Below are 24,564 nucleotides of genomic sequence, written 5' to 3'. Positions count from 1 at the left end.
GGCCGAGACGATACCGGCGGTCACGGTGCCGCCGAGGCCGAAGGGATTGCCGACCGCAACGACCCAGTCGCCGATCCGCGGCTTCTGGTCGGAGAACTTCACGAACGGAAAGTCCTTCTTGCCCTCGACCTTGATCAGCGCGAGATCGGTCTTCGGATCGGTGCCGACGACCTTCGCGGTGTAGGTCGTGCCGTCATCCATGGTCACCTGCACGGACTCGGCGTGGTCGACGACGTGGTTGTTGGTCACGGCATAGCCGTCGGCGGAAATGAAGAAGCCGGAGCCCTCACCGGTGATGACCTGGTGACGCTGGCGCGGCATGCCGTTCATGCCGCCTTGGCCGCGGAAGCCGAATTGCCGCGAGAACTGGTCGAACGGCGAATCCTCGTCGGAGTCCATCCGGTTCTGCTGCAGCATCGCGCTCTTGTCGTTGTCCTGGTCGATCTTCACGCGCACCGAGATGACGGCCGGTTTGACCCTGGCGACGAGATCGCCGAAGCCCGGCGGGGTCGCTGCGCTTTCCGCGGCCTGGGCCGGCGCGATGAAGGAGGTCAGGCCGAACGGCGACGAGCCGGGAGCGGCCGCCAGTACGGCAAGGCCAAGCGCGGCCACGGTGCCGAGCAGCGCAAGCCGACGTGGCTTCAAAATCGTGCGGGACGTGGTGGTGTCGGAATTGACGCGATCGTTCATGTTGGAATGTCCATGTTGGGTAAGTCGCCTTGCACCCAACATGGACGTCGCCACCTTACGGCATCCCGTCTGTGCGATTAAATCTTGGCAAAGGTGACGCGGCCGGCACGGCCAAAAATCGGGGCTGCACATTTGATGCAGCTCAACGCGGGCCCCGCGCGCAGTGAAAGACTGCGGGCACCGGATGATGTCCATCGGAGGCGCGTCATGTACAAAGACATTCTCGTCCACATTCCGACCGAGCGGCCGATGCGTCCCGTGATCGACGGCTCGATCTCGCTCGCGGCGCACCTCAACGCCCATGTCGACGCGGTCGCAATCGGCTATGCCGCAAGCAGCCCGGCTTACCTCATGGAGGGCGGCGCCGCCGTAGCGGCCGTGTTCGAGATGGAACGCGAGCGCGCCGTGGAACGGGCCGAGGCCGCGCTCGCGGTGTTCAAGAGCGAAGCCGCGCATGCCGGCATTTCCTACGCCTGCCATCCGCTCGGCGCGACCCCGGTGGACGCCGCCGGCTCGCTCGGCGAAATGGCGCGGTTGCACGATCTCAGCATCGTGCTCCAGCCCGATCCGGCGCAAACCTCATTCGACAACGACGTACCGGGCGAGATCCTGTTCCAGGCGGGCGGCCCGGTGCTGTTCCTGCCCTACACCTTCGACGGCGCCTTCAGGGCGAAGCGGATCGGCATCTGCTGGGACGGCAGCCGCCTCGCCGCCCGCGCCATGCGCGACGCAGCCCCTTTCCTGGCCCGCGCCGAGGAGATCGTGATCCTCACCATCAACGAAGCCGATGCGATTCCCGGTGAAGCGTCATCGAATCATCTGGCGCGACATCTCGGCCGCCGCGGGCTGTCGACGCGTATCGTCGGCCTGCCCGCAGCGCGCGCCGACATTCAGCCGACCATCCTGTCGCTGGCAGCCGACGAGAACCTGGACCTGCTGGTGATGGGCGGCTACGGCCATTCACGCTTGCAGGAGCGTTTCCTCGGCGGCGTCACCCGCGCCATGCTGGAAGCCATGACGGTGCCGACGCTGATGTCGCATTGATCGGAAACGTACCGGTCAGACGCCCTTGTCGTTCGGATGGGCGACCGCATCCTTCAGCGGCGCCGGCATCGGGAAGTTCAGGTTCACGTTCTTGGGCGGAATGGGTTTGGTGAACCATTTCGCGTAGAGTTCTGCGAACTGTTCGCTCTTCATCAGCGCGCCAAGCGTCTTGTCGACCAGCGCCTTGAACTCGGGATCGCCCTTGCGGATGATCAGCCCGTAAGGCTCGGTGCGCAGACTGTCGTCGATGATCCGCCAGTTGTCCGGCGTCTGGCTGCTCGCGATGAGGCCGGCAAGCAGGATGTCGTCCATCACGAAGGCGTCGCTGCGGCCGGTCGTAAGCGCGAGGAACGACGCGGCGTGATCCGGTGACAGCACCTGCTTGACCTCGAACTTCTTCTCCTGGCCGCGGGCCAACAACAAGGCGATTGACGTCGAGCCGGTGGTGAGCGCAACCGGCCTGTCCTTGAGATCCTCGAACGTCTTGACCGGCGCATCCTTTCGGACCACCGCGCGAATGCTCGAGACAAAGATGGTGTTGCTGAAAGCGACCACCTTCTGACGCTCCAGCGTGTTGGTGGCGGGACCGCAGACGATGTCGATGGTCCCGTTCTCAATCAGCGGGATCTGCGTGCTGAGCTGGATCGGCTGCAGCCTGGTCTGGAGCGAGGGAAGTTTCAGCTCGTCTTTCACGGCATCGACGATCCGCGCGCAGAGATCCATCGCGAAGCCGACAGGCTTCTGGCTGTCGTCGAGATAGGAGAACGGGACCGAGACGTCGCGGTGCCCAAGCCGGATTTCACCCGCTGCCTTGATCTTTGACAGCGTCCCATCAGGAGTTTGGGCCAGGACGGGGCCCGAGGCCGCGGTCAAAAACACAAGCGAATACAACAGCCCCTTCATGGACCTACTCCTCCAATGGATACAATCACTCGATATTTTATACATACTATTGCATATCTACCAGCCGATTTTATACAATCGTCTGGATCAACTGCGACGAGACGCCTGATGAAATCGGGAGCAGCGGCGAAGCAACGGAACGGCGGCCTTCACGGCTCCGCGCCCGATACGGTCCGCGAGGCGCTGCGGCGCGCGATCAGCGCGGGCGAGCTTGCGCCCGGCATTCAGCTCCGGCAGGACGAGCTCGCCGAAAAATTCGGGACCAGCCGCATCCCCGTCAGAGAGGCGCTGCGGCAGTTGGAGGCCGAGGGTTTTGTGACGTTGCTGCCCAATCGCGGGGCGGTGGTGTCGGATCTCTCGATCGACGAGGTCGTGGAACTCCTCGAAATCCGCATCGCGCTCGAATGCCATGCGCTGCGCCTGGCCATCCCGGCCATGGGCGATATCGATCTCGAAGACGCCCGTGCAATCCTGCGTTCCTATGACGACGAACCCGACCCGGAAAAATGGGGCGCGTTCAACTGGCGCTTCCACAAGGCGCTCTACGCGCCCTGCAACAGCCCGCGCCTGCTCGCGATGATCGAGGCCAATTACGGTCATGTCGGCCGTTTCACGCGCGCCCTCGTGTCGCGCGCCACCGGCAAGGATCGGCCACAGCGCGAGCATTACCAGTTGCTCGAGCATTGCCGCGACGGCGAAGTCGAGAAAGCCGCACGCCTGCTGCGCGAGCACATCGTGCAGACGCAGAAGACGCTGCGCTCGGCACAGCGGCATGCATCACGGGGCAAGACCGATTGATCCCGGGATCGATCGCCCCACCACGTTCAGGGAGAGTCCGCTTGAAGACCAACGACGTCGAAATCCTGGTCATTGGCGCAGGCATGGCCGGCCTTGCCACGGCCTATTACCTTGCCGTCCAGCACAAGCGTTCGCGCCTGTTGATCGTGGACGAGGGCCAGCCGATGGCGCTGACGTCGGCGCAGTCGGGCGAGAACTATCGCAACTGGTGGCCGCATCCGACCATGGCTGATTTCACCGACCACAGCACCGATCTGATGGAGGATATCGCGCGGCGCACCGACAACCGCTTCCACATGACGCGGCGCGGATATCTGCTCGTGACGCGCGACGAGAAGCCGGAGGAGCTGCTGCGGCAATTATATGCGGGCTATGGCGTTTCGGCCTCGAAGCTGATCCGCTTGCATGACGGCGCGAGCCAAACCTATTCCCCACCGTTGTCGGCGGATTGGCAGGCCGCACCCGACGGGGTCGACGTGCTGCATGGCCGTGATCTGATCCAGCAACATTACCCGGCCTTCGACAAGGAGGTCGCCACCGCGCTCCACATTCGCAGGGCCGGCGACATCAGCGGCCAGCAACTCGGCCAGTACATGCTGGAAACCATGCGGCCCCTCGGCGCAAGGTTTCAGCAGGCGCGCGTGGTCGGCATCGCCAAGGCCGACCGGTTCGTGGTCGACGTCATCGCCGATGGCGCACGCCAGACCATCAAGGCCGATATCATCGTCAATGCCGCAGGCCCGTTCGCCGCGCACGTCGCGGCCATGCATGGCGAGAAACTGCCGATCTTCAACGTGCTCCAGCAGAAGATCGCTTTCGTCGACCGCAACCGCGCGGTTGACCGCAAGATGCCGTTTGCGATCGATCTCGACGGCCAGACGCTGGGCTGGTCGGACGACGAGCGCGAGGCCTTGGCGGCGTCTCCCGAACTGGCCCGCTTGCTGGAGCCAATGCCGGGCAGCATTCATTGCCGTCCCGACGGCGGCGATCACGGCCAATGGATCAAGCTCGGCTGGGCCTTCAACGCGGAACCGGCCGAACCGACCCGTGAGCCCGAACTCAATCCCTACTTCCCGGAGATCGTGCTGCGCGCAGCAAGCCGGCTGCAGCCTGCGCTCGCGCAATATCTCGGCGCCCTGCCCCGGGACCGTGTGCACTATGGCGGGTTCTATCCGATGACGAAGGAAAACTGGCCCCTTATCGGCGCGGCCGCGACGCCCGGTGTGTTCCTGACCACCGCCTTGTCCGGCTACGGCACGATGTCGGCATGTGCCGCGGGCGACCTTTGTGCCCGCTCGGTGGTCGGCGCCCCGGTTCCGTCCTTTGCCGGGGTTCTCTCGCTCGCGCGCTACGGGAACAGGGCCCTCATGAATGACCTCGAAAGCGCAGAGAGCCGCGGCTTGCTCTGATCGTTGCCGCTGCCGGCCCGCTCACGCCGCGGCGGGGGTTTCCCAAGCCGTGGCCGCGAGGATGTCGTCGTCGCGTTGCGCATTGCACGCGTCGAAATGCGCCCTCAGCGCGACCTCGGCGAGATGTTCGAAATGCTCGGCCTGGCCGAGGAGTTCCCAGTTCTGGAGCGGCCGGTAAGCCGCCTGCTGGCGGCAAAGGGATGCCAGCGCCCGGTAGCGACGTACGTTCTCCATGAGACCCTCCCTCGCATTCACTGGGCTTATTGCCCTGATTTGCGTCAGGCCGATGGCGGTTGTGCAAAACATTTCTTGCGCGAGCGGCGCGCCTGATCGCCGTTAACTTTTGAAACCTGCATCGGCAGATTAGTTCCTAACGCGCGGGCTTGCACGTGGAACTTGAGCGGCGAAAGAGCTGGAGGCTTAGGCGTAGAGGCGCCGTTCCACGGCCACGCCGACCAGGTCGAGATACCGCTCGATCAGGTCGGGCCGGCCGACGAGATAGCCCTGCATCTCCTCGCAGGCCTCCCGCGCCAGGAACGCACGCTGTGCTTCCGTCTCCACCCCCTCGGCGACCACAGGAATGTTCAGCGCGTGCGCGAGGCTCAGGACCGCGCGGACGATCTCGGCCGATTGCGGCGTCGCCTCCAGATTGGAGATGAAGCTGCGGTCGATCTTGATCTTGTCGAACGGGAACGACTGGAGATAGGACAGCGAGGAGTAGCCGGTGCCGAAATCGTCCATCGCGATGCGGATGCCGAGCGCCTTCAGCCGCCGCAGCAGGTTGAGCGCACGGGCGAAATCGCCGATCAGCACGCCCTCGGTGATCTCGACCTCGAGCCGCGTCGGCGAAAGCCCGGTCTCGAGCAGGATCTGGTGGATCGAACGCTCGAGGTCACCGGCCTGAAACTGGACGGGTGACAGATTGACCGCGACCTGCAACGGCCGCGGCCAGGACGCCGCCTCGCGGCAGGCCTCGCGCAACACCCATTCGCCGATCTGGATGATCAGCCCGTTCTCCTCGGCGAGCGGAATGAACTGGTCCGGCGGCACGAAGCCGCGCGTCGGGTGGTTCCAGCGCAGCAGGGCCTCGAAGCCGATGATCTCGCCATCCATCCGCGCCTGCGGCTGGAAGTAGACGAGAAGCTGGTTCTGCTCCAGCGCCTGGCGCAGATCATGCTGCAATAGCCTGCGGTCGCGCAGCTCCCGGTCCATCTCGGACTCGAAAAAGCAAACCCGGCCCCGACCCTCGCGTTTGGCGCGATAGAGCGCGGAATCGGCGTTGGCGAGCAGCGTCGCGGCATCCGCGCCGTCATCGGGGTAGACGGCGATGCCGACGCTGACGCCCACCTGGGATAGATAGTCGTCGACTTCGAGCTCCTTGCCGATCACCTCGACCAGGCGCTCGGCGAGCGCCAGCACATCCGCGCGGCGGGCCTCGTCGGGCATCAGGATCATGAATTCGTCGCCGCCGATCCGGGCAACGAAGGCACAATCGGCCTCCGTCGCGAGACGATCCGCCGCCGCCCGCATCAGCATGTCTCCGACCGGGTGGCCGAACACGTCGTTGACTTCCTTGAAGCGGTCGAGATCGAGACTGAGCACCGCAAAGCTGGTCGACGCTTCCTGCGCCCGCTCAAGCCGCTCGTCCAGCGCCGCGTTGAAGGCGCTGCGGTTGGGCAGGTCGGTCAAGGCGTCGTGATGGGCCAGATGGCTGATCCGCGCCTCGTTGGTGATCCGCTCGGTCACATCCTCGATGACACCGACGAGATATTGCGGCGCGCCGTTGCCGTCGCGAACCAGCAGCTTGCGTGAGTTGACCAGACGATCATGGCCATTGAGGCCGACCTCGAGCAGGTGTCCCTCAAGGAACATCGGCGTGCCGCTGTCGACGACGCGGCGATCCTGTTCATTGACGATGCGGGCGATATCCCGCGGGAATAATTGTTCCGGGGTCTTGCCCAGCATCTCTTCGCGCGGCATCCCGTAATACTCTTCACCGGCACGATTGAGCAGGACGTAGCGGGAATCCTTCGCGTCCTTGGCGAACACCGCGATCGGGATGTTCTCGATGATGCTGTCGAGGAATTCGCGCGCGCGAAGCGAGTCCTGCTCGGCGCGCCTGTGCGTCTGCTCGAGCTCCTCGATCATCAGCTTGATCGCGCGGTCGGTGCGGCGGCGATCGCTGTCGCTCTCCTCATAGGCCGCGCTGACGAGCTCACCGAGCCTGGTCAGATCGACCTGCCCGGATTCGTCCGTCGCCTGGCGAATCTGTCTTGCCAGCAGGCGGTGCATGGTCACGCAGCCGCCTCCGCGATCATGGTCACGGTCATGGTCTGGTTGTGCAGCTCGCAGCGGCCGGTCGCCGCGGGCGGCGCAATCTCGCCATACGAGTAGAAGCCGATACGAACGACGTCGTCGCCAAGCTCGGCGGCAACCGCATCCAGCTCATCCTGCGTGCGCTGACCCATCACCCTGCGGCGACCGGTGCAGCTCACCAGGATCGCGAGCTTGTCGCCCTCGATCCCATCAGGGAGGGCGTTGCGCGCCTGCCGGCCTGCCTCGCCGGCGCCGGCGGCAAGGCTGTCGAAATTGGCGCGCATCAACTGCGCCGTGCATCCCTCCGGAATGTCGGCCGCGAACGTCAGCGTGCCGGCATTGCGATCCACCGCGAACACCGAACGCACGATCTGACGATCAGGCTCCGCCTCGTCGTGAATGCGCAAGGGAAAGGCGAGGCCCGAACCGGGCATCGCCGCGGCTTCCTCGTCGCCGAGATAGCGGGTGTAAAGATTGAGGGGCGGCTCGCCATCGAGCTCGACCACGACGGGACCTTCCGACTTCGTCACCTTGCGCCGCGGGCCGAACACATCCCAGCCGCCGGCACAACCATGCGCGAAGCGGAAGGAGGCGCCATAGAATCCGATCGCCGCAACGCGGTTCGGCGACGGCTCGCCATCGGCTCCGACCAATGTCTGCTCGAATTGCGTGCCGTCGCCGGCGAGCCCGCCGGTGACGAGCAGGTCCGACCCAAGCACCTCGGTGATTCCGGCAAGCAGCGCGCCGCCGTTCACGGTCAATCCGTCTGAGAGAACGAACAGGCCCGCCAGATCCTCCGCCATCACCTGACGGGCGAGACGCGCGCCACAGGCCCGCGACGCTTCGCGGGATTCGATGACCTCCTCCACGAGCCGCACCTGCGTCCGCGCGAAGCACAAGGCGACGGCGACGACTTCGTCGTCGGCGATATCGTCGCCATGGATCTGTCCCCCGGTGCTGCAGCCCACGATATGACTGTCGGGATAGAGACCACGCAGCTCGCGATAGCGCTCGCCGCCCGCCAGCTTCTCCCGGCCGCCGAAATAAAGCACGAGCTGGGCGGGCTCGCGCAGAGCGTTCGCTCCGCGCCAACCATGGGCAGCATTCCAGTGGAGATATTGAATGTGCATCCCACGCGCTCTCTGCGGCTGTTGAACCACAAATTGTGGCGCGGCGCATTGCCTCGCCGTTAATCGCGCGCCTGCTTCACGACCGTTGGTTACCCCGGCATGAAAGTGGTTGTCGGTTTGCGAGCAATCCTCCGTAGGACCCCGGTGAAATGCCGCGCATGCACGCGACGCCTCCGTAATCTACCGGATGCGCGCGCTCTCGCCGGCGCGCAGCAGTTGCGTGGAATTATCCTGCCTCTTTGCAACCCGCGCGGCCTCGGCGGCAACGCGGATGGCCGCGATGTTGCCCGCATAGTCGGCGCTGCTCCTGCCGCGGAATACCGCGGAACCGGCCACGAGCGTATCGGCGCCCGCCGCGGCGACGGCGGCGGCATTGTCGCGCGTGATACCGCCATCGACCTCCAGCCGGATCGGCCGGTCGCCGATCATGGCCCGGATGCGCCTGATCTTCTCGAGCTGGGAGTCGAGGAAGGACTGGCCGCCAAAGCCCGGGTTGACCGTCATCACCAGCACGAGATCGAGACGGTCGAGCACATATTCAATCACGTGCTCGGGCGTTGCCGGGCACAGGCTGACGCCGGCTTTCTTGCCGAGCGCGCGGATGGCCTGCAGCGAGCGGTCGAGATGCGGGCCGGCTTCGGCATGCACCGTGATGACATCGGCACCGGCTTTCGCGAACGCCTCAAGGTAAGGATCGGCCGGCGCGATCATGAGATGCACATCGAAGACTTTCTTCGTCGCCGGCCGGATCGCCCTGATGATATCGGCGCCGAAGCTGATGTTCGGGACGAAATGTCCGTCCATGACGTCGCAATGGATCCAATCCGCGCCGGCAGCGTCGATGGCCGCGACCTCCTCGCCGAGGCGCGCGAAATCCGCGGCAAGGATGGAAGGAGCGATGATGATCTCTCTGGTCATGACTTTGCACTCCGCGCATCGGCGCCACCGCTGAAGACGCGGCTCGCGAGGACATCCGCCGGATCGATGATTTCGAGGTCCGCGACATCGAGCATGCGATCGAGGTCGGACACCAGGCGATCGGCCTGCCGCAGGCGGATGCGATCCACCGCATTGCGGATCGATCGCGCGTTGGAGAAGAACGGCTGGGTGCGGCGCAACTCGATGTACTTTTCGAACGCCTGACGCGCGGTCGCCGAGAAGCGATAGCCGCGCTCCTTCAGCATCAGCTCCGCAATGACGAGCAGCTCTGCTTCCGCATAGTCGGGAAAATCGATGTGGTGGGCGATGCGCGAGCGGAAGCCGGGGTTGGAGGCGAAGAAGCTCGTCATGCGCTCACCATAACCGGCGAGGATGACCACGAGGTCCTCGCGCTGGTTCTCCATCACCTGGAGCAGGATCTCGATCGATTCCTGGCCGTAGTCGCGCTCGTTGTCGGGGCGATGCAGATAATAGGCTTCGTCGATGAACAGAACGCCGCCCATCGCCTTCTTCAATATCTCCTTCGTCTTCGGCGCGGTATGGCCGATATACTGGCCGACAAGATCGTCGCGCGTCACCGAGATCACCTGCCCGCGCCGCACGAAGCCGAGGCCGTGCAGGATCTTCGCCATGCGCAGCGCCACCGTGGTCTTTCCGGTGCCGGGATTTCCGGTGAACGACATGTGCAGCGTCGGCGGCGACGATGCCAGGCCCGCGCGCTGCCGGATGCGCTCGATCAGCAGCAGCGAGGCGATCTGGCGCACGCGGCTCTTGACCGGCTTCAGCCCGATCAGCTCCCGCTCCAGCTGTTGCAGCGTGTCGGTGATCCCGGCTGCTTCGGCTTCCTTGCGGAGATCGAAATGGGTCTCGCCGCCGTTAACGGTCGTTGCGTGGGGGACATCGAGCATGGCTACCCTCGAAGAAAAGAGCTTCGCCGCGGGGGAGCGGCGAAGCAGTGGTCCGCCAAGGAAACAGAGCAGGGAGTGCTCCGCGCGGAGGGAGAACGGCTATTGAGAGGCGTGCGCGGCCGGCTTTCGCACGGTGGTGTAACGGATCGCACGTCCCCCCACCTCCTGGCGCACCAGCTCGAACTCGGCTTCCTGCGGCGGCCGGTTGACGAGGAACGAGATCCGCACTGATTCCCAGCCATGACTGGAGTCGAATCCGCTGATACGGATGTAGCGATCGCCATACACCCTGCGACACTCCGCGAGCTCCATCATCACGCCGGCGGCATCCTGGAGATCGAACATCGGCAGGCCCCACATCTCCCAATAGGTGTTGCGGGGATGCGGATCGTCGGTGAACTCGATGTTCACGGCCCAGCCGTTGGCGAGGCAATACTGCACCTGCCTGGTGATCTGATCGTCGGTCAGATCGGGCAGGAACGAGAAGCAGCCCTGGGTCAGTTTCATGTCAAATCTCCCTAGACGGTTTCCAGCGCGGTCGGCACGAAGTCCGGCGCGTCGGTGGATTCATAGTTGAAGGTGACGTCCTTCCAGACCTCGAGCGCGGCCTTCAGCGGCGTACAGGTCTCGGCCGCCCTGGCCAGGATTTCCGGACCTTCATGGACGTAGTCGCGGCCCTCGTTGCGGGCGAGGATCATCGCTTCCAACGCCACGCGGTTGGCAATCGCGCCGGCGGCAATCCCCATGGGATGGCCGATGGTGCCGCCGCCGAATTGCAGCACGACGTCCTCGCCGAGCAGATCCAGCAGTTGGTGCATCTGGCCGGCATGGATGCCGCCGGAGGCAACCGGCATCATCTTGTTCAGGCTCGCCCAGGACTGGTCGAAGAACAGGCCGTGCTCGAGCCTGGTCGGATTGAAGTCCTCGCGGCAGACGTCGTAGTAGCCGCGCGTGGTGTTGGGATCGCCCTCGAGCTTGCCGACCACCGTGCCGGCATGGATGTGGTCGACACCCGCGAGCCGCATCCATTTCGCGATGACGCGGAACGACACGCCGTGGTTCTTCTGCCGCGTATAGGTCGAGTGACCGGCGCGATGCAGATGCAGGATCATGTCGTTGCGCCGCGCCCATTTCGCCATGGACTGGATCGCGGTGTAGCCGATCACGAGGTCGATCATCACGATGCACGACCCGAGCTCCTTGGCGAACTCGGCGCGCTCGTACATATCCTCCATCGTGCCCGCGGTGACGTTCAGATACGTGCCCTTCACCTCGCCGGACGCCGCCTGCGCGCGGTTCACCGCCTCCATGCAATAGAGGAAGCGGTCGCGCCAGTGCATGAAGGGCTGCGAGTTGATGTTCTCGTCGTCCTTGGTGAAGTCGAGCCCGCCCTTCAGCGCCTCGTAGACCACGCGGCCGTAGTTACGCCCCGAAAGCCCGAGCTTCGGCTTCACGGTCGCGCCCAGCAGCGGCCGGCCGAACTTGTCGAGCCGCTCGCGCTCGACCACGATGCCGGTCGCGGGCCCCTGGAACGTCTTCACATAGGCGACCGGGAAACGCATATCCTCCAGCCGCAGTGCCTTCAGCGGCTTGAAGCCGAACACGTTGCCGATGATCGAGGCCGACAGGTTGGCGATCGAGCCCGGCTCGAACAGGTCGAGGTCGTAGGCGATGTAGGCGAAATACGAGCCCGGCGTGCCCGGGACGGGATCGACGCGATAGCACTTTGCGCGATATTTTTCGGCAGCGGTGAGACGATCGGTCCACACCACCGTCCAGGTCGCAGTCGAGGACTCGCCGGCAACGGCCGCCGAAGCCTCGATCGGGTCGACGCCTTCCTGCGGCGTGACACGGAACAGGGCGATGACGTCGGTGTCCTTCGGCGTGTATTCGGGCTCCCAATAGCCCATGCGCGCGTATTCCATCGTGCCCGATCGGTAGCGCTCTTTGCCGCGGACGGTTCCTGCATGTGCATTCATGGCTCTCTCCTGCTCTTCTCTCTCTGAATGACTAGGCCGCGACGGATTCGCGGGCGCCGACGCGCGGGTCCAGTTCGCCAGCACGGTACCGGCGCGCCATCTCGCTCATTGGAATGACCTTGATCTTGCCGGCATGACCCGCGGTGCCGAACTGCTCGAAACGGTCGCGGCAGAGGTCGCGCATCGCGTCCATCGCGGGCTTGAGGAATTTGCGCGGATCGAACTCGGAGCGCGTTTGTGCGGCCACTTTCCGGAACACCGCCGTCATCGCCAACCGGCAATCGGTGTCGATATTGACCTTGCGCACGCCGCTTTTGATGCCGCGGACGATCTCCTCGACCGGCACGCCCCAGGTCTGCGGCATCTCGCCGCCGAACTGGTTGAACATGTCCTGCAGTGGCTGCGGCACCGAGGAGGAGCCGTGCATCACCAGATGCGTGTTCGGCAGCCGACGATGAATCTCCTCGACCACCCGCATCGCCAGGATATCGCCATCCGGCTTGCGGCTGAACTTGTAGGCGCCGTGCGAGGTGCCCATGGCGATGGCCAGCGCGTCGACCTTGGTGGCGCGGACGAAATCGACGGCCTGGTCGGGGTCGGTCAGCAACTGGTCGTGGCTGACCTTGCCTTCGACACCGTGGCCATCCTCCTGCTCGCCGCCGCTATGTTCGAGCGAGCCGAGCACGCCAAGCTCGCCCTCGACGGAGGCGCCGACCCAATGGGCGAGATCGACCACGCGGCTGGTGATCGCGACGTTGTAGTCGTAATCGGCCGCAGTCTTGGCGTCGGCCTTCAGCGAGCCATCCATCATGACAGAGGTGAAGCCATGGGCGATGGCGCTGGCGCAGGTCGCCTCGTCGTTGCCGTGATCCTGATGCATGCAGAGCGGGATATCCGGATAGGTCCGCTCCAGCGCGTCGATCATGTGCGAGAGCATGAGGTCGCCGGCATAGCTGCGCGCACCGCGCGAAGCCTGGATGATCACGGGCGCGTCGACCTCGGCCGCCGCCTGCATGATCGCAATGCCCTGCTCCATGTTGTTGATGTTGAACGCCGGCACCGCGTAGCCGTGACTGGCGGCGTGGTCGAGCAGTTGACGAAGGGTGATACGAGCCACGAAAGTTCCTCCTGTTATGGCTTGCCTGCGCGGGCGATCGCCCGGCGGGCGGCCTCGGCCACGCTTTGCGGCGTGATGCCGAATTTGTGGTAGAGCACCGACGCCGGCGCCGAGGCGCCGAAGCTGCGCATGCCGACGAATTCGCCGTCCGCGCCGATCCAGCGCGGCCAATCGCCGAGCACGGCCGCCTCGATCCCGACCCGCGGCGCGGTGCCGAGCACGCTGGTGCGATAGCCGTCCGATTGCTCTTCGAACAATGCGAAGCACGGTGCGGACACGACGGCCGCCCGGATGTGCTCGGTCGCGAGCAGGCGGGCGGCTTCCAGCGCGATCGACACTTCCGAGCCGGTCGCCACCAGCGTCACGTCCCGGCCGCCATCAGGCGACATGACGAGATAGGCGCCAAGCGCAACACGATTTTTGCCGCGGGCATCGCTGCGGAAGGTTGGCAGCGCCTGGCGCGACAGGCACAGCACGGAAGGACGGTGCTCGGCCTCGAGCGCGCAGTCCCAGGCCTCCAGCGTCTCGACCGCGTCGGCCGGGCGGAACACCAGCAGGTTCGGAATCACGCGCAGTGCCGCCAGATGCTCGACCGGCTGATGCGTCGGCCCGTCCTCGCCGAGCCCGATGGAATCGTGAGTCATCACGTGGATGACGCGCAACCGCATCAACGCCGCGAGCCGAATTGCTGGCCGGCAGTAATCGGAGAACGCGAGGAAGGTCCCACCATAGGGAATGAAGCCGCCGTGCAGGGCAAGGCCGTTCATCGCGGCCGCCATGCCGTGCTCGCGGATACCATAGTGGATGTAATCGCCGGCATAGGCGTGACGCGTGACGGTAGCTTGAGCCTTGGCGTGCGTCAGGTTCGAATGGGTCAGATCCGCGGAGCCGCCGACCAGGCCTGGAATTGTCCCGGCGATGCCATCCAGCACCTGCTGCGAGGCCTGCCTCGTCGCGAGCTTGGGACGCTCGCTGGCAAAGCGCTCGCGCAACTTCGCCGCGGCGAGCACATAGGCGGCCGGCAAGGCGACGGCCTTGCCCTCGACGAACAGATCGCGCTGCTCCGGCGTTGCGCCCTCATAGCGGTCGAGCCAGGCGAGACGCTCGACCTGTCCGCGCTGGCCGATCATGCGCCACACCTTCAGGATCGGAATTGGCACCACGAAGGGCTGATAATCCCAGCCGAGCGCTCGCCGGGCCGCCGCGGTCTGCTCGACGCCGAGCGGAGCGCCATGCGCCTTCTCGGTGCCCTGCCGGTCCGGCGCGCCATAACCGATGATGGTGCGGCAAGCGATCAGCGACGGTTTTGCGGTTTCGCGTTCTTCGGCAATCGCCTGCGCAACGGCTTCAGGGTCATGTCCGTCGACGCGGCGCACCGACCAGCCGGAGGCGGCGAAGCGCGCGAGCTGGTCGTCCGAGGTCGCGAGCGAGGTCGGCCCGTCGATGGAGATGCCGTTGTCGTCGAACAGGACGATCAGGCGGCCGAGCCCGAGGTGGCCCGCGAGCGAGATCGCCTCCTGGCTGATGCCCTCCATCAGGCAGCCGTCGCCTGCGATGACATAAGTGAAGTGGTCGACGAGCCCGTCGCCATGCCGCGCATTGGCCATGCGCTCGGCGAGCGCCATGCCGACGGCCGTCGCAATCCCCTGCCCCAGCGGCCCCGTCGTGGTCTCGACACCAGGCGTGTGGCCGTATTCCGGATGGCCCGGCGTCTTCGAGCCCCATTGCCGGAAGGCCTTGATGTCGTCGAGGCTGACGGCGCCGCCGGTCAGATGAAGCAGCGCATAGAGCAGCATCGAGCCATGGCCCGCCGACAGCACGAAGCGGTCACGGTCCGGCCAGTTCGGATGTGCCGAGTCGAACTTCAGGAAGCGCGAGAACAGCACGGTCGCAACATCGGCCATGCCCATCGGCAGGCCGGGATGGCCTGACTGCGAGGTCTCGATGGCATCGACCGCGAGGAAGCGGACGGCATTGGCGAGATCGCCATGCGCAACCGCCGTGAGGTCGGCTTCGGCGTGGACGGAGACGTTCATCGGATGCTCCCTCTTCACTTCAGGTTTCGCTTGCGCTCGATGAGCTGCATGATCAGCGGCGTCAGGATCAGCTGCATGGCCAAATCAAGCTTGGCGCCGGGACACACAATGGAGTTCGCGCGGGACATCCAGCTGTGCGGCAGCATCGAGAGCAGATAGGGGAAGTCGATGCCGCGCGGATTTTTGAAGCGGATCACGACCATCGATTCGTCCGGCGTCGGGATCCAGCGCGCAATGAACGGATTGGACGTGTCCACGGTCGGCACGCGCTGGAAGTTGATGTCGGTGTCGGTGAATTGCGGGCAGATGTAGTGGATGTAGTCCGGCATCCGCCGCAAGATGGTGTCGGTGACGGCCTCGGTCGAATAGCCGCGCGCGCTGCGGTCGCGGTGCAGCTTCTGGATCCATTCGAGATTGATGACGGGCACGACGCCGATCTTCAGATCCGCATAACGCGCGACGTTGACCTTGTCGGTGACGACAGCGCCGTGCAGGCCCTCGTAGAACAGCAGGTCGGAGTTCTCCGGCAGCCTTTCCCATTCGGTGAAGGTTCCGGGCGCGGCGCCGTGCAGTGCGGCTTCCTCGGCATCGTGCACGTAGTGCCGCGTCGTCGCCGTGCCAGTCTCGCCATAATCGCGGAACGCACGCTCCAGCTCCTCGAACAGATTGGTCTCGGGGCTGAAATGGCTGAAATGCTTGTTGCCGCGCTCGGCTTCGTTTGCCATCTGCGCGCGCATCTCGGCGCGATCGTAGCGATGGAAGGCGTCGCCCTCGATGTAGGCGGCGTTGACTTTTTCACGGAAGAATATCTGCTCGAACGTCTTCTTGACCGAGGTGGTGCCGGCGCCGGAGGAGCCGGTGATGGAGATGATCGGATGTTTCCTGGACACGGGATGCCCTCCTCACAGCCGGAAGAAGCCACGCCGCGCGAACAGCGGCGCGGACACGCTGGCCACCAGCAGCGGATCGCAATGCAGTTCCTCGACGCGCCGCACCTCGTTGCTCGAACCCATGATCAGCGGCACGCGCTGGTGCAGGCTTTGCGCCGAGAGGTCGAGAATGCGCTCGCGTCCGGTCGAGGCCGAGCCGCCGGCCTGCTCGACGATCATCGCCATCGGGTGCGCTTCGTAAGTGAGGCGCAGGCGGCCGTCGCCATAGCCGGGGCGCGCGTCCGAGGGATAGAGGAAGACGCCGCCGCGGGTGAGGATGCGATAGGCCTCAGCGACCAGCGAGCCGATCCAGCGCATGTTGAAATTGTGATTGGCCGGCCCGTCGACGCCGGCGAGGCATTCGTCGACGAAGGCGCGCACCGGCGGATCCCAATGCCTGCGGTTCGACGCATTGATCGCGAATTCCTCGGACGCCTCCGAGATCTGCACGTTGCTGCGTGCGAGGCGGAAGCAGGAGGACTTGCGGTCGAGCGTGAAGATGTCGACGCCGTCGCCGAGCGTCAGTACCAGCGAGGTCTGCGGGCCATAAGTGACGAAGCCCGCCGCCAGCTGCGCCGAGCCGCGCTGACGGAAGGCGAGAGCGAGGTTGTCGGGGGCAGGCAGAATCGAGAAGATCGTGCCGACGGTCATGTTGATGTCGATGTTGGAGGAGCCGTCGAGCGGATCGATCGCGACGCAGATGTTTGCCTCGCGGTCGCCGATCTGCGGCTCGCGCATCTCCTCTGATGCGAGCGCCGCGACCGGCAGCTTGCTGAGACAGCGGCGCAGGATGGCGTCAGCCTGGACGTCGAGGTCGCGCTGGACATCGCCGTCGCTGTTGCGGCCGGTGGTCAGGCCGGATGCGTCGGCAAGATCGCCGGTGGCAATGAGGTCAGCGATCTCGATCGCCGCCGCCGCGATGGCATCGACCGCGGCCGCCACGGCCAGCGCATGCGGCGCCGTCTCGGAATACCGTTGAAGGTGATCGTCCAGCCTGAGTTGCCCGGTCATCTGCGTCCATCCCCTTGCGGGCGCCGCATCCAGTTCCCTCCGTGGCGGAGGTCGGTGCGGTCGGTCCCGGCATCAGGAGATTGACAGGGGCGGCTTAATAAGGAAAATTTCTATTCATAATGGTCGCCAAAGAATTTTCTTATAATGGCCCAGGCCATGCGACGGCCCAGCTCCGGCATCTGACGATCCGGCAGCTGCGCTCGCTTGCGGCGCTCTCGGCCAAGGGCAGCGTCACCGCGGCTTCGACACAGCTCGGCCTGACGCAGCCGGCCGTGACCCAGCAACTGCGCCAACTTCAGGACCTGGCCGGCCTGCCGCTGGTGCAGCGGACCGGTGACGGCATGCTGCTGACGGAGGCTGGCAAGGAGGTGCTGGCGCTCGCCGAGCGGGTCGAGGCTGCGATCACGGACTGCCAGGGCGCGCTCGACCTGCTCGCGGGGCGCACCGGCGGCACCGTGCATCTCGGCGCGGTCTCGACCGCGAAATATTTCGTGCCGCATGCGATCGCGGCGTTCTCCAAGCGGTATCCGAAAATCGAGATCAAGCTCACCATCGGCAATCGCGAGGAGATCCGCGAGGCCATGCACGGCTACGAACTCGATTTCGCGGTGATGGGTCGGCCACCGGCCGATGTCAGCGTCGACGTGCGTCAGCTCGGGCGCAATCCGCACATCATCGTCGCGCGCAAGGGGCACTGGCTGGCGAAGGATTCCGGCCTCAGCCTCACCGATCTCGTGCACGAGACCTTCCTCACCCGCGAGCCGGGATCGGGCACGCGCACGCTGATGGAGGGCATGTTCCAGAAGTCGGATCTCGAGCCGATCATCGGCATGGAGATGAGCAGCAACGAGACCATCAAGCAGGCCGTGATTGCCGGGCTCGGCATTGCCTTCATCTCGGCCCACACGGTCGCGCATGAGCTCGCGGAGGGCCGCCTCATCGTGCTCGACGTCGCGGGCCTGCCGATCGTCCGGCAATGGTACGTGATCCGCCGCAGCGACAAGGTGTTGCTGCCGCCGGCGCAGGCGATGTTCGATTTCCTGGGCTCGGAGGGCTCGAACTATCTCCCCGACGTCCCCGAGTTCGGCGGCCAATAGCCCGCCGATACTCACCCCATCAGCTTCATCGCGATCGTCGCCGCCAGAATGACGATGATCTGACACAGACGCTCTGTCGTGAAGACGCGGTTGAAGGTGGTCATCGCTTGCCCCCGGCCGACGTGAAGGAGATCGGCCCGTTGCTAGCATAGACGGGCGTCGAAACAACTCCGTAGTCATCCCGGGTTCTGCCGTCATCCAGCACGGCGCGGGCGGCATGCACATCACACCGTTCCCGACAGACGATCGGCCCACCATGCAACGCTGCGCGCGGCGCCCTCCGCAAATCCGATGGCCGGCAGGCCCGCGGTCACGCGGCGGAGGCGGCGGACGTCGGCGGCAATGACCGGCTCGGCGTCGACACCCGCCGCGTCGACGCCGCCGAACCTGACCAGATGCCGTGCACCGAGCCGGTCGGCGACATGCGCGATCACGCTGTGCAGGCTGCGCACCTCGCCGCTGGCGAGATTGACGATACCGGTCAGGTTGCTGTCGAGCACGGCGGCGATCTGCTGGGCGATGTCATCGACATAGACGAAGTCGCGAAGCTGCTGGCCGTGCGAGCAGTCGAAGGTCTGCCCGGCGCGGAGCGTCCGGATCAGCGACGGGATCAGGCGCGCCTCCGGCTCGTGCGGACCGAACGGGACGAATACGCGGCCCCAGGCGGCGCCGGCCGCGATGTAGGCCTCGCAAGTCCTGAGCTTGGCCTGGCCGTACAATGTCGTCGGCCGACATGCGGTGAACTCCCCGCACGGACCGTCCTGCGATCCGTATTCGAGGCAGCTTCCGATTCCGAGGATCCGGGCGACGCCATCAGCTCGCGCCCGCGCGAGCAGGTCGATGCTCGCCGCGGCCCAGAGCCGGTTGACGGGGTCCTCGCGATAGCGTCCCGGCCGCGCCTCCCAGGCAAGATGCACGAGATGGGTCGGACGCGACGCGGACAGCGCATGCGCGCGACCGGCTTCGGTGAGGAGATCGGCCGGGAGCCACGTCGCGCCGGCCGAGCCCGGCTGCAGCGTACGCGCGACGCCATGCACCTCGAAGCCGCGGCCGAGCAGCGCGGGCACCAGCGCACGGCCGATGAACCCGGACGCACCTGTGACCAGCACCCGCTTCATGCAAGATATGGCAGCGCGCGGTCGCGCGCGGACAGGATCGGATCTGGAAGCGGCCAGGCGATTGCCAGTGACGGATCGTCCCAGCGAATGCCGGCCGCACCCTGCGGGTCGTAGGCGACATCGATCTGGTAGGTCAGTTCGGTGCGATCTGCGAGCGTCTGGAAGCCATGCGCACAGCCGGCGGGAATGAACACGGCATTGCGGCGATCGGCGACGAGCTCGACCGCGCACCATTGTCCGTAGGTCGGCAGCGACCTTCGCAGATCGACGATCACGTCGAAGGCGCGGCCGGCAACGCAGCGTACCAGCTTGGCCTCGAGCCGGCCCGCCTGATAGTGCAGGCCGCGCAGGGTGCCGGCGCGTTCGTTGTAGGACATGCTGTGCTGCGCGAAATGCGTGGGCAGGCCTCGCGCTGCGAAGGCCTCGATGTCGAACAGCCGGGCGAAGAATCCGCGCGCGTCGGTCTCCGGCTGGATTCCGATTTCCAGGGCGCCCGGCAGCGCCAGCGGCGTGAACTTCATGTCAGGCGCTCCCTCCCGAACACCCATGGTGAATTCGTTTTTTCGTTTGCATCGCGCGGAGCGATGTCGGAACTTCTGTGGTTCCGGAGGAATCCCTAGCAGCCGACGCAGAGCGGCACAACAAGGCGCATCCCATGGCCAGGCACCGATGCCGCTTCTGCGCGCGGGAGCTCGACGAGACCTTCGTCGATCTCGGCGTGTCGCCGTTGGCGAATTCCTTCGTGCCGCCCGAGCGCGCGGATGCTGCCGAGCCTGCCTATCCGCTGCACGCCTATGCCTGCCGCGCCTGCGGGCTGGTCCAGCTCCCGCAGTTCGAGCCAGCGGCCTGCATCTTCGACGCGTATCTGTATTACTCCTCCTATTCCGAGAGCTGGCTGCGGCACGCCGAGGCCTACGCCGCCGAGATGATTGCGCGCAGCAGGCTCGGTGCGGATTCCGAGGTGATCGAGATCGCCAGCAACGACGGCTATCTGCTGCAGTATTTTCAACGCGCCGGCATCCGCGCGCTCGGCATCGAGCCGGCCGGTGGTCCTGCAGTCGCCGCGACCGCCAAGGGCATCGCCACCCGGACCTGCTATTTCGGCCGCGACACCGCCACCGCACTCCGCGCCGAAGGCCACAGGCCCGACCTGATCGTCGCCAACAACGTGCTGCCGCACGTCCCCGACCTCAACGACTTCGTCGCGGGCCTGCGCATTCTCCTGCCCGAGACCGGGCGCGTGACGCTGGAGCTTCCGCATCTGCTGCATCTGATCGAAGGGATCCAGTTCGACACGATCTATCACGAGCATCTGTCGTACTTCTCGCTCGCGACCCTCGAGCGGGTGCTTCGCGCTCAGGACCTGCGCATCTTCGATGCCGATGAGCTGCCGACGCATGGCGGCTCGCTGCGTCTGCACGTCTGTCATGATGCTTCGCCTCATCAGCCCTCGCCCGCGCTCGGCCGATTGCGCCGGCGTGAAGCGGCAGCGAACCTCGACCAGCCTGCGACCTGGCGCAGCTTCAGGGAGAAGGTTGCGGCGAAGCGAAAGGCGATCCGCGATTTCCTCGTCACGGCACAACGCACGGGCAGGACGGTGCTGGCCTATGGCGCGCCCGCAAAGGGCAACACGCTGCTCAATTATTGCGGCATCACGCGCGAGCTGATTCCGTTCACCGTCGACCGCAATCCACACAAGCAGGGCCTGCTGCTGCCGGGGACGCATCTGCCGGTTCGCGATCCCCGCGCGCTCGTCGCGGCGAGGCCCGATTACGTCTTCATCCTGCCCTGGAATTTGAAGGACGAGATCATCGCCCAGCTGGCGGAGGTTCGCGCCTGGGGCGGGCAGTTCGTGGTGCCTGCACCCATGCTCTCGATCGTATCCTGAGCGATGGTTAACGATCAGGCCGCGAGCGGAGCCGCGTAATCCATGCGCGCGGCGAAATAGGCTTCCAGCTCGGACAGCGCCCGCGCTTCCCATTCCCTCGCCTGCTCCAGCAGCGACCAGCTCTGGCCCGGGCGGAATGCGGCGGTCTGGCGATAGAGCGATGCGATGCCGCGATAGCGGCGCACGTTCTCCAGGATGGCGTGACCGCTTGTTTGGCCGTTCATGTTCGAAAACTCCCTCGTCATTCCCGGGGGAGAAACTGCGGCCAAATCTTTTTCGAAAAGTTAGCGGCGGCCGGCAGCTGCGTTGATGGTTGCCGGACTGTTGCGCGCGCGCAACGTGCAGGGCCGCGCATCGCCGATTTATTGCGAATTCGTTGCCGCGCTCTCGCCCGAACGCGTCAGGCCGCCGCGGCTGATGATCGTGATCGTCTCGCGGCACAGGTCGGCGAGGCCGATCAGCAGCACGGCGAGAAGGCAGAACAGGTTGATGGAATCCGCACTCGCGCTGGAGAGCGGCGTGAACTGGAAGAATGGCGGTATGAACGCCCACCACACCAGCGGAATGGTGAGCAGTGCGGCGAATATCGCCGCCGGCGCACCGGCGACAAATCCGAGCACGAACAGGCTGGGCAGGAATACTGCAAAGTAGAGTTTGGCGCCGAGCGCGACGCAGATGCCCTGAAGCACCGCCGACACTCCGACGACGGCGAATCCAAGCAGAAACGCCTGCCACGACCATGGCCGTACCAGCGGTACGCCAAACAGCTCCGCACGCCTCATCAGCCTCCCCCTGCCGCCCGTTAACCAGGTCCGCTTGCGACCAAAGTACTACAACGGCACGGAATCCGCGAGGTGGAAATTGCACCGCCCCGGCGAGGTCTCCGAGGCTTGGTAAACGGCCGCATCGCACAATCCCGGCCCCACGGGTGCCTATTCGGTGGCCGCATAGAGCAAGCCCGCAACGGGCAAGGCAAGGCCAATGGCCGATGCCAGCGCCCAGCCGCCTTGCGCGAAAGCCCAGGCGCCGACCGCAGAGCCGGCGGCGCCGGCGGCGAAGAACGTCGCCATGTAGAGGCCGTTGAGGCGGCTGCGATGCTCGTGTCCGAGCGCGAAGATGGCGCGGAAGCCGAGCACGACATTGCCCTGCACGCCGATATCGATCGCGATCGCGGCCACGACCAGGCCCGCGAGGTTCAGCATCGAGCCGGCCGCGCCGATATAGGTGACGAGGAAGCCTGCGGCCGCGAGCAGCATCGCGACCAGCGTTGCAATCCGGCTATGGCCGCGATCGGCGAGCCGGCCCGCGATCGGAGCCGCGAACACACCGGCGACCCCGGCCAGCGCGAACAGCGCGATGCCGCGCTGGGAGAAGCCGAACGCGCCGGCGAGCTGGAGCGGCGCCACCGTCCAGAACAGCGTGAAGGCGCCGAACAAGCTCGCCTGGTAGAGCGCACGGCGCCGGAGCAGCGGCGTGGTCCGGGCCAGATGCGGCATCGACAGCAGCAGCGTGCCGTAATGCATGCGCGCGACCGGCTTGCGCGTCGGCAGCGTCGTCCACAGCACGGTCGCGAGCACGATCATCAGCGCGGCGGAGATGAAGAACACCGCGTGCCATGACAGCGCCGCTGTGACGAAGCTCGACACCGGCCGCGCCAGCATGATGCCGAGCATCAGGCCGGTCGAGACGTTGCCGACGACGCGGCCGCGGATGGCTTCCGGTGCCAGATGCGCCGCATAGGGGATGATGATCTGCACCGCGACCGAGCCGAGACCGATGAACAGCGCGGCGATCAGGAACGGCAACGCGTGGGTGGCGAACGCGGCGGCGAACAGCGCGGCGGCGCCGAGCGTGATGACGGAGCAGATCAGCGCGCGGTTCTCGACGAGGTCGCCGAGCGGCACGATGAAGAGAAGGCCGACGCCATAGCCGATTTGCGTCATGGTCACGATCAGCCCGGCCGCCGCGTGCGACAGGCCGAGCGCGGCGCTGATCGGGGCGATCAGCGGCTGGGCATAGTAGATGTTGGCGGCGACCATGCCACAGGCCGCGGCCAGCACGAAGGTCAGTCGTTGCGACACCGCATCCGGTTCGGGCGCAGTCTCGATCGTGGCATTCATCGTCATGACACACAGTCTCCGATAGATCGGGAACGTTCGTTCCCTAATATGACAAGAGTTCAGGCGAGCAGCTTCATCGCGACGCCGGCCAGCCGCTCGCCGTCGAGCGCCAGGCGCGCCTTGCCGACGACGCGCATTCCCTGCGTGATGCAGATCATCAGCCGTGCGGTGTCGTCGGGCTCGACATGGCCGGGAATCGAGCCGTCGGCCTGCCCCTCGCGAATGAGCCCGGCGATGAAGCTTTCGTTGGTCTTGAGCTGGGCGTTGACGCGGGCGCCGACGACGGGATCGAGCGCCGACAGTTCGACCGCGCTGCCGACCACCAGGCAGCCGCGCCGCCCCTCGATGCCCTGGGATTGCTCGGCATAGGACAGCAGCACGTGCCGCAGCCGCTCGCGGCCGTTGCTGCCGCGCGACGCGGCGCTGCGGGTCTGCTCCTGGCGCAGCGCGGTGTAGCGCTCGAAGGCGGCGAGAAACACCGCATGCTTGTCGCGAAACGCCTTGTAGACGCTGCCGGTGGCAAGCCGCATCGCCGCGGTGAGATCCCCGATCGAGGTCGCATGATAGCCGCGCTCACGAAACACGCGCAGGGCCCGGTCGAGCGCGGTGTCCATGTCGAACTCCCGGGGGCGGCCGGGCGGGCGGGTAACGGCTTGCGATCGGCGGGCGGCTTTTTGCATTGCGGGATAATAGGGAATGATCGTTTCCGAATAAAGACACGGAGTTGTGAATGGGGTGGGAGGATCGCTATCCGCATGCCGTTACCGGCCCCGTCTTCCTGAGGTGCGAGGCATGGGACGCAACGCGTCCCATGGGGAGCCTCGAAGGATGCTCGGCCCCCGATGCAGCGGGGCCGTCGCCCTTCGAGGGCCGCTGAAGGAGCGGCCACCTCAGGGTGACGGTGAGAGACGTCAGCACACCGCTCCCTCCCGTCATTGCGAGCGCAGCGAAGCCATCCAGACTGTCGCCGCGGAGGGATTCTGGATTGCTTCGCTGCGCTCGCAATGACGGCGTATGAGGTGACGGCCTCGTTCTCCAAGCCCCGCTGTCATTCCCCGCGAAGGCGGGGAATCCAGTACGCCGCGGCTTCTCGGTTCAATCACAACTGTCGCGGAGTACTGGATCCCCCGGT

24 protein-coding genes are annotated in these 24,564 nt (G+C 65.7%); 5 read left to right on the top strand and 19 right to left on the bottom strand.

From position 1 onward, the window contains the following. On the bottom strand, positions 1–690 hold a 690-nt coding region (locus PMI42_RS09200; protein ID WP_008132881.1), incomplete at its 3' end, for a trypsin-like peptidase domain-containing protein. 207 nt (positions 691–897) lie between these two features. Between PMI42_RS09200 and PMI42_RS09195 the strand changes: the two genes are divergently transcribed. Beyond that, complete coding sequence (locus PMI42_RS09195) at positions 898–1,734, top strand: universal stress protein (RefSeq protein ID WP_008132879.1); 837 nt, start codon at positions 898–900, stop codon at positions 1,732–1,734. Positions 1,735–1,749: 15 nt separating this feature from the next. On the opposite strand, the gene PMI42_RS09190 is transcribed toward PMI42_RS09195, so the two are convergent. Next, positions 1,750–2,637 carry a transporter substrate-binding domain-containing protein gene (locus tag PMI42_RS09190; protein ID WP_008132877.1) on the bottom strand — a complete coding sequence of 296 codons (888 nt, stop codon included), beginning with the start codon at positions 2,635–2,637 and terminating at the stop codon, positions 1,750–1,752. A gap of 108 nt (positions 2,638–2,745) precedes the next feature. On the opposite strand from PMI42_RS09190, the gene PMI42_RS09185 reads away from it, so the two are divergent. After that, positions 2,746–3,435 (top strand): GntR family transcriptional regulator, encoded by a 690-nt coding sequence (locus PMI42_RS09185; RefSeq protein WP_008132876.1) that lies wholly within the window; start codon positions 2,746–2,748, stop codon positions 3,433–3,435. A gap of 41 nt (positions 3,436–3,476) precedes the next feature. Next, positions 3,477–4,844, top strand: a complete 1,368-nt coding sequence (locus PMI42_RS09180) for an NAD(P)/FAD-dependent oxidoreductase (RefSeq protein ID WP_008132875.1) — start codon at positions 3,477–3,479, stop codon at positions 4,842–4,844. A gap of 21 nt (positions 4,845–4,865) precedes the next feature. On the opposite strand, the gene PMI42_RS09175 is transcribed toward PMI42_RS09180, so the two are convergent. The 11 genes from PMI42_RS09175 to PMI42_RS09125 form a co-directional block, all read right to left on the bottom strand. Next, positions 4,866–5,078 (bottom strand): hypothetical protein, encoded by a 213-nt coding sequence (locus tag PMI42_RS09175; RefSeq protein ID WP_008132873.1) that lies wholly within the window; start codon positions 5,076–5,078, stop codon positions 4,866–4,868. A gap of 186 nt (positions 5,079–5,264) precedes the next feature. Then, positions 5,265–7,136: a putative bifunctional diguanylate cyclase/phosphodiesterase gene (locus PMI42_RS09170; protein ID WP_240535217.1), complete on the bottom strand. Its 1,872-nt coding sequence runs from the start codon at positions 7,134–7,136 to the stop codon at positions 5,265–5,267. A gap of 2 nt (positions 7,137–7,138) precedes the next feature. After that, positions 7,139–8,290, bottom strand: coding sequence for an FIST signal transduction protein (locus PMI42_RS09165; protein ID WP_008132869.1), 1,152 nt, complete (start codon positions 8,288–8,290; stop codon positions 7,139–7,141). Between the two features lie 180 nt (positions 8,291–8,470). Beyond that, the gene (gene rpe / locus PMI42_RS09160) at positions 8,471–9,208 is read right to left on the bottom strand and encodes a ribulose-phosphate 3-epimerase (RefSeq protein WP_008132866.1); all 738 of its coding nucleotides are present in this window, start codon (positions 9,206–9,208) and stop codon (positions 8,471–8,473) included. Further along, entirely contained in the window at positions 9,205–10,137 is a 933-nt protein-coding gene (gene cbbX / locus PMI42_RS09155; protein ID WP_008132864.1) for a CbbX protein, read from the bottom strand. The genes rpe and cbbX overlap by 4 nt, the downstream gene beginning before the upstream one ends. A 99-nt stretch (positions 10,138–10,236) precedes the next feature. Further along, positions 10,237–10,644 (bottom strand): ribulose bisphosphate carboxylase small subunit, encoded by a 408-nt coding sequence (locus tag PMI42_RS09150; RefSeq protein ID WP_008132862.1) that lies wholly within the window; start codon positions 10,642–10,644, stop codon positions 10,237–10,239. An 11-nt stretch (positions 10,645–10,655) separates the two neighbouring features. Beyond that, complete coding sequence (locus PMI42_RS09145) at positions 10,656–12,116, bottom strand: form I ribulose bisphosphate carboxylase large subunit (protein ID WP_008132860.1); 1,461 nt, start codon at positions 12,114–12,116, stop codon at positions 10,656–10,658. A gap of 31 nt (positions 12,117–12,147) precedes the next feature. Beyond that, positions 12,148–13,233, bottom strand: coding sequence for a class II fructose-bisphosphate aldolase (gene fba, locus PMI42_RS09140; RefSeq protein WP_008132857.1), 1,086 nt, complete (start codon positions 13,231–13,233; stop codon positions 12,148–12,150). Positions 13,234–13,247: 14 nt separating this feature from the next. Then, entirely contained in the window at positions 13,248–15,269 is a 2,022-nt protein-coding gene (gene tkt, locus PMI42_RS09135) for a transketolase (protein ID WP_008132854.1), read from the bottom strand. 14 nt (positions 15,270–15,283) lie between these two features. Further along, positions 15,284–16,159 (bottom strand): phosphoribulokinase, encoded by an 876-nt coding sequence (locus PMI42_RS09130; RefSeq protein ID WP_008132853.1) that lies wholly within the window; start codon positions 16,157–16,159, stop codon positions 15,284–15,286. A 12-nt stretch (positions 16,160–16,171) separates the two neighbouring features. Further along, complete coding sequence (locus PMI42_RS09125; protein ID WP_008132851.1) at positions 16,172–17,209, bottom strand: class 1 fructose-bisphosphatase; 1,038 nt, start codon at positions 17,207–17,209, stop codon at positions 16,172–16,174. 119 nt (positions 17,210–17,328) lie between these two features. Between PMI42_RS09125 and PMI42_RS09120 the strand changes: the two genes are divergently transcribed. After that, positions 17,329–18,306 (top strand): LysR family transcriptional regulator, encoded by a 978-nt coding sequence (locus PMI42_RS09120; protein WP_008132849.1) that lies wholly within the window; start codon positions 17,329–17,331, stop codon positions 18,304–18,306. Positions 18,307–18,530: 224 nt separating this feature from the next. Here the strand turns inward: PMI42_RS09120 and PMI42_RS09115 are convergent, their stop codons facing one another. Together PMI42_RS09115 and rfbC are read right to left on the bottom strand one after the other, a co-directional pair. Continuing rightward, the gene (locus tag PMI42_RS09115; protein WP_008132845.1) at positions 18,531–19,424 is read right to left on the bottom strand and encodes an NAD-dependent epimerase/dehydratase family protein; all 894 of its coding nucleotides are present in this window, start codon (positions 19,422–19,424) and stop codon (positions 18,531–18,533) included. Beyond that, on the bottom strand, positions 19,421–19,945 hold the full coding sequence (gene rfbC / locus PMI42_RS09110; protein ID WP_008132843.1) for a dTDP-4-dehydrorhamnose 3,5-epimerase: 525 nt from the start codon (positions 19,943–19,945) through the stop codon (positions 19,421–19,423). Before rfbC ends, PMI42_RS09115 begins: the two co-directional genes overlap by 4 nt. A gap of 134 nt (positions 19,946–20,079) precedes the next feature. Between rfbC and PMI42_RS09105 the strand changes: the two genes are divergently transcribed. After that, complete coding sequence (locus PMI42_RS09105) at positions 20,080–21,312, top strand: class I SAM-dependent methyltransferase (RefSeq protein ID WP_008132842.1); 1,233 nt, start codon at positions 20,080–20,082, stop codon at positions 21,310–21,312. 14 nt (positions 21,313–21,326) lie between these two features. Here PMI42_RS09105 and PMI42_RS09100 read toward each other — a convergent pair whose 3' ends face one another. From PMI42_RS09100 to PMI42_RS09085, 4 genes are all read right to left on the bottom strand, one after another. Then, the gene (locus tag PMI42_RS09100; RefSeq protein ID WP_008132841.1) at positions 21,327–21,536 is read right to left on the bottom strand and encodes a hypothetical protein; all 210 of its coding nucleotides are present in this window, start codon (positions 21,534–21,536) and stop codon (positions 21,327–21,329) included. Positions 21,537–21,674: 138 nt separating this feature from the next. Continuing rightward, the gene (locus tag PMI42_RS09095; RefSeq protein WP_008132840.1) at positions 21,675–22,094 is read right to left on the bottom strand and encodes a hypothetical protein; all 420 of its coding nucleotides are present in this window, start codon (positions 22,092–22,094) and stop codon (positions 21,675–21,677) included. Positions 22,095–22,244: 150 nt separating this feature from the next. After that, positions 22,245–23,438, bottom strand: a complete 1,194-nt coding sequence (locus PMI42_RS09090) for an MFS transporter (protein WP_008132838.1) — start codon at positions 23,436–23,438, stop codon at positions 22,245–22,247. Positions 23,439–23,491: 53 nt separating this feature from the next. Further along, the gene (locus PMI42_RS09085) at positions 23,492–24,112 is read right to left on the bottom strand and encodes a TetR/AcrR family transcriptional regulator (protein ID WP_035965016.1); all 621 of its coding nucleotides are present in this window, start codon (positions 24,110–24,112) and stop codon (positions 23,492–23,494) included. Positions 24,113–24,564 lie beyond the last annotated feature (452 nt).

Origin of the sequence: Bradyrhizobium sp. YR681 (assembly GCF_000282615.1) — a bacterium.
In the GTDB taxonomy this organism is placed as follows: domain Bacteria; phylum Pseudomonadota; class Alphaproteobacteria; order Rhizobiales; family Xanthobacteraceae; genus Bradyrhizobium.
This window is presented reverse-complemented; position numbering and strand designations above follow the sequence as displayed.

Coding starts and splice junctions, on each gene's coding strand:
- PMI42_RS09195 (WP_008132879.1), top strand. CDS start 898: ATGTACAAAGACATTCTCGTCCACATTCCGACCGAGCGGCCGATGCGT.
- PMI42_RS09190 (WP_008132877.1), bottom strand. CDS start 2,637: ATGAAGGGGCTGTTGTATTCGCTTGTGTTTTTGACCGCGGCCTCGGGC.
- PMI42_RS09185 (WP_008132876.1), top strand. CDS start 2,746: ATGAAATCGGGAGCAGCGGCGAAGCAACGGAACGGCGGCCTTCACGGC.
- PMI42_RS09175 (WP_008132873.1), bottom strand. CDS start 5,078: ATGGAGAACGTACGTCGCTACCGGGCGCTGGCATCCCTTTGCCGCCAG.
- PMI42_RS09170 (WP_240535217.1), bottom strand. CDS start 7,136: ATGCACCGCCTGCTGGCAAGACAGATTCGCCAGGCGACGGACGAATCC.
- PMI42_RS09165 (WP_008132869.1), bottom strand. CDS start 8,290: ATGCACATTCAATATCTCCACTGGAATGCTGCCCATGGTTGGCGCGGA.
- rpe (WP_008132866.1), bottom strand. CDS start 9,208: ATGACCAGAGAGATCATCATCGCTCCTTCCATCCTTGCCGCGGATTTC.
- cbbX (WP_008132864.1), bottom strand. CDS start 10,137: ATGCTCGATGTCCCCCACGCAACGACCGTTAACGGCGGCGAGACCCAT.
- PMI42_RS09150 (WP_008132862.1), bottom strand. CDS start 10,644: ATGAAACTGACCCAGGGCTGCTTCTCGTTCCTGCCCGATCTGACCGAC.
- PMI42_RS09145 (WP_008132860.1), bottom strand. CDS start 12,116: ATGAATGCACATGCAGGAACCGTCCGCGGCAAAGAGCGCTACCGATCG.
- tkt (WP_008132854.1), bottom strand. CDS start 15,269: ATGAACGTCTCCGTCCACGCCGAAGCCGACCTCACGGCGGTTGCGCAT.
- PMI42_RS09125 (WP_008132851.1), bottom strand. CDS start 17,209: ATGACCGGGCAACTCAGGCTGGACGATCACCTTCAACGGTATTCCGAG.
- PMI42_RS09120 (WP_008132849.1), top strand. CDS start 17,329: ATGGTCGCCAAAGAATTTTCTTATAATGGCCCAGGCCATGCGACGGCC.
- PMI42_RS09115 (WP_008132845.1), bottom strand. CDS start 19,424: ATGAAGCGGGTGCTGGTCACAGGTGCGTCCGGGTTCATCGGCCGTGCG.
- rfbC (WP_008132843.1), bottom strand. CDS start 19,945: ATGAAGTTCACGCCGCTGGCGCTGCCGGGCGCCCTGGAAATCGGAATC.
- PMI42_RS09105 (WP_008132842.1), top strand. CDS start 20,080: ATGGCCAGGCACCGATGCCGCTTCTGCGCGCGGGAGCTCGACGAGACC.
- PMI42_RS09100 (WP_008132841.1), bottom strand. CDS start 21,536: ATGAACGGCCAAACAAGCGGTCACGCCATCCTGGAGAACGTGCGCCGC.
- PMI42_RS09095 (WP_008132840.1), bottom strand. CDS start 22,094: ATGAGGCGTGCGGAGCTGTTTGGCGTACCGCTGGTACGGCCATGGTCG.
- PMI42_RS09090 (WP_008132838.1), bottom strand. CDS start 23,438: ATGACGATGAATGCCACGATCGAGACTGCGCCCGAACCGGATGCGGTG.
- PMI42_RS09085 (WP_035965016.1), bottom strand. CDS start 24,112: ATGCAAAAAGCCGCCCGCCGATCGCAAGCCGTTACCCGCCCGCCCGGC.